Below are 3,217 nucleotides of genomic sequence, written 5' to 3' on the forward strand. Positions count from 1 at the left end.
CTCCGGAGGAATTCCGAAATCAGTCCTTAGCAGCTTAGTCCTTACTAATTCGTCCAAGTTTTGGGACGCAGTTCAAGCTGCGGGGTCCTTCCCGTCGAAGCGATATGAGATAACGCGCCGCCAGAAAAGCGCCAATCGCCTAGGCGGCCACCAAATGCACAGCGTTGGTGGGGCACACTTCTTCGCAGATGTGGCAGTCGATACAGCTGTCGGGCTCCACCACGTGGGCCTTGTGGTCGGAGAACATGTCGAAAACGTCGGTAGGGCAATCCTCGACGCAATTGCTACAGCCGGTGCATTCTTCCAGGTTGATGACGGGTTCTTCCATGGTGTTCCTCCTTGGGTCAGGCGCCGCCTCGGGGGCGCTACGGTTTCCAGTCCCGAACCAGAGCCGTCGGCACCGCAGCGAAACGCGCTGTTGCGATGCCATGCGATTGCTGCGGTTCGGTCGCACAGGGCGCTGCGGACGGTGCGTTTGTTCACGGACGTCGCCGTCCGAATCGCTCGTACCGCAGAAGGTGGCCGCCGCCGAAGCACCGACGGCCGGCAACCGCCGAGCGCAGCTCGCGTTCGGGCTGCCCCATCATAGGCCGCTTGAAAGCCCCGTGCCCGCGCAGCCACCGGGAAGGTTGCCAACCTGGCGCGAATCGAAACGCCCTCGTGAAGCCAGCGCCACCAGGGCGTTAACGGCGAGACGGTCTGAAACCGAGAATCAATTGGCTTTTTCGCTTGCAATTCTCTTTGATATGCAGTATATGTCTTACAGTCTTACAGAAAGGATCGCCATGAATGCTACGGTGTCGGCGCGGATTCCCGTAGAGCTTCGCGATACGGTTTACGCCTCGCTTGGAGAAAGCGGGCTCACGCCTACGCAGCTCATACAGAACGCCTTCGCGTATTACGCACGCAACCGAACGCTGCCTTTGGAAGAAGAGCCCGTCCTGCCAGGCAAACGGACGCTGAGCCAGGACAGGCTTGGCTCGCTGGCCCAAAGCATCCGGGAAACAACGCTGGCGGTAGACCCCGCGTTCTTCCAAGGAAAGAGCGACGACGAGCTGTTGGAGGAGGCGCTTCGTGAAGCCTACGCGTCTCTTGCTTGATACGAATATCCTCATTGACTACCTGGCCCAACGTCAGCCGTTCTTCGACGACGCGGCAAAGCTGCGGGTTGCCGCCGACTTCGGAGATGTTGAGCTATGGCTGTGCGCCCAGTCGATTGCGGATGTGGAATACATCCTTCGCAAAGCCATTCCCCTGGAGCGGCTGCGCGCTATGCTCAAAGGGGTCACCGGCTTCTGCAGCGTGGCGGCGGTAAACGGAGAAGACATGGTGGCCGGGCTCGACTCCGGGTGGCCCGACCTGGAAGACTTCTGCATCGCACGAGCTGCCGAGCGCATCCAGGCCGACTGGATCATCACGCGCGATGCCGAAGGGTTCCGCCGCTCGCCTGTCCCCGCCACAAATGCAGCGTCGTTTTTCGAAGCGCTGAAGGCCGACTGCGGAATAGAGTACGAAGACGTGTCGGATTTGCTGAGGGCGTAGCGACCCCGCTGCAGGAAAAAGCGGGGCATAAGGTACTGTCAATAGTCTTGCGCACTTTGGATGAGCACCCCATACACTTCGGCATGATCACTCGTCTAGCAGCGATACGTCCAGATATCTTCTTGATCCCCACTCGCTGTCGGCCACGTACTTCAGCCTGGCGGTCACCAGCATGAGGGCGCTCCTTCCGTCGGGAAACGTGCCCACCACCCGCGTGCGTCTCCTGATCTCGCGGTTGAGCCTCTCGATGGCGTTGTTGGTGCGGATGCGCCGCCAGTGCCGCATGGGGAGCCTCGTGTAGGTCAGCGTCTCGGCCACGCCGTCGCGCACGCACTTCGCCGCCGCCTGCAGCTTCATGCCCTCCGGCTTCTCGGCAACGCCTGCGGCCTTCTCCATGCTCGCCTCCAGCGACTCTTGTGAATGGATCGCCTTGAGCATGGCAGCCGCCTGGCCCCTCTTGGACTTGGGCACCTTCGAGAGCACGTTGCGGTAGAAGTGCACGGTGCATCTCTGATAGGCGGCGTCAGGGGACACCTCAGCGATGGCGCCGGTCATGGCGGCCGCCTTGTCGCCCGTGAACATTCTCACGCCGGAGAGTCCGCGGCTCTTCAGCCACGAGAGGAACCCCCGCCAGCACTCGGACGATTCGGTGAAGCCCTCGGCTGCGCCTATCACCTCGCGGTAGCCGTCGTCGTTGACGCCGATGGCCGCCATCACCGCCATGTTCTCGAAGGCACCGCCCCAGGCACGTTTGAGATAGATGCCGTCGACGAAGACGTACGGGCAGGAGCGGGTCAGCGGCCTGCTCCTCCACTCCTCGACGGCCTCGATGGCTTTGTCGTTGAGGTTGGAGACGGTTGTGGCCGACACGCTTGCGCCCCACGGGATCTCGGAGACGTCCTCGATGCGCCTGGTGGACACGCCGGCCAGGTACATCTCGATCATGGCCTCCTCCACGGAGGTCTCGCGCCGCTTGTAGCGCTCTACGATCGCCGTTGCGAACCGCATTCCCTTGAGCTTGGGCATCTTGAGGGAGATCTGGCCCGAAGTGGTGGTGAGGCCGCGTTCGTAATGGCCCGCTCGATATGCTTCACGCTCGACGGTCCTCTCATAGCGATCCGCTTTGATCAGATCGTCGGCCTCCTCCTCGAGAAGTGCGTTCAGGGTGTCCTCGACCGTTCTCCTGACGAGCTCTTTGAGCTCGCCGCGCATGGCGGCCTCGTCGAATGTTACGATGGGGTCGGACATGGCTCTGCCTCCTAATATGATCGAATCCAGACAACTCAATCATACCGAAGGCCGGAGCCGTGTCTTTTAGTATCTAGACTATGCTGCTGTCAAAGTGCGCAAAAGATTGTACGTTACCTCAAGGTCTTCCATCATCTGCGTTAATTTTCATTGTCAGCCGAACACCTGCCTCTTTTCGACATCTTTTCCCATACTCAGCCGAACGCGTACGGTTGAGTATGGAGGCCGCAGCGATCGTGCGGCGGCCCCATCGACGAGAGGAGGCCGATGAAGAGCATGGCCGCGAAACGATACGACAGGCTCACCAAAGCCGACAGGCGCGCGATCGAGGCAGGGCTTCGCGCGAGGAGGGGATGCCGGGAGATAGCGGCGTCCATAGGGCGCTCCCCTTCCACCGTCACAGACGAGGTGCGTCGCAACAGGACCT

Annotated in this window: 5 protein-coding genes; 3 read left to right on the forward strand and 2 right to left on the reverse strand. The window is 61.1% G+C overall.

All coding sequences use genetic code 11. The annotated features are described in order from the left end of the window. Positions 1 to 139 precede the first annotated feature (139 nt). Entirely contained in the window at positions 140 to 328 is a 189-nt protein-coding gene (locus NFR41_RS10380; RefSeq protein WP_251231791.1) for an ATP-binding protein, read from the reverse strand. 388 nt (positions 329 to 716) lie between these two features. Between NFR41_RS10380 and NFR41_RS10385 the strand changes: the two genes are divergently transcribed. Continuing rightward, positions 717 to 1,100 (forward strand): type II toxin-antitoxin system RelB/DinJ family antitoxin, encoded by a 384-nt coding sequence (locus NFR41_RS10385; RefSeq protein WP_160662141.1) that lies wholly within the window; start codon positions 717 to 719, stop codon positions 1,098 to 1,100. Next, the gene (locus tag NFR41_RS10390; RefSeq protein WP_251231792.1) at positions 1,075 to 1,542 is read left to right on the forward strand and encodes a PIN domain-containing protein; all 468 of its coding nucleotides are present in this window, start codon (positions 1,075 to 1,077) and stop codon (positions 1,540 to 1,542) included. Before NFR41_RS10385 ends, NFR41_RS10390 begins: the two co-directional genes overlap by 26 nt. A gap of 87 nt (positions 1,543 to 1,629) precedes the next feature. On the opposite strand, the gene NFR41_RS10395 is transcribed toward NFR41_RS10390, so the two are convergent. After that, on the reverse strand, positions 1,630 to 2,790 hold the full coding sequence (locus tag NFR41_RS10395; protein WP_251231793.1) for an IS256 family transposase: 1,161 nt from the start codon (positions 2,788 to 2,790) through the stop codon (positions 1,630 to 1,632). 276 nt (positions 2,791 to 3,066) lie between these two features. Here NFR41_RS10395 and NFR41_RS10610 point away from each other — a divergent pair. Further along, on the forward strand, positions 3,067 to 3,217 hold a 151-nt coding region (locus NFR41_RS10610), incomplete at its 3' end, for a helix-turn-helix domain-containing protein (RefSeq protein ID WP_432762705.1).

Origin of the sequence: Adlercreutzia aquisgranensis, assembly GCF_943193145.1 — a bacterium.
GTDB classification, from domain to species: Bacteria; Actinomycetota; Coriobacteriia; order Coriobacteriales; family Eggerthellaceae; genus Xiamenia; species Xiamenia aquisgranensis.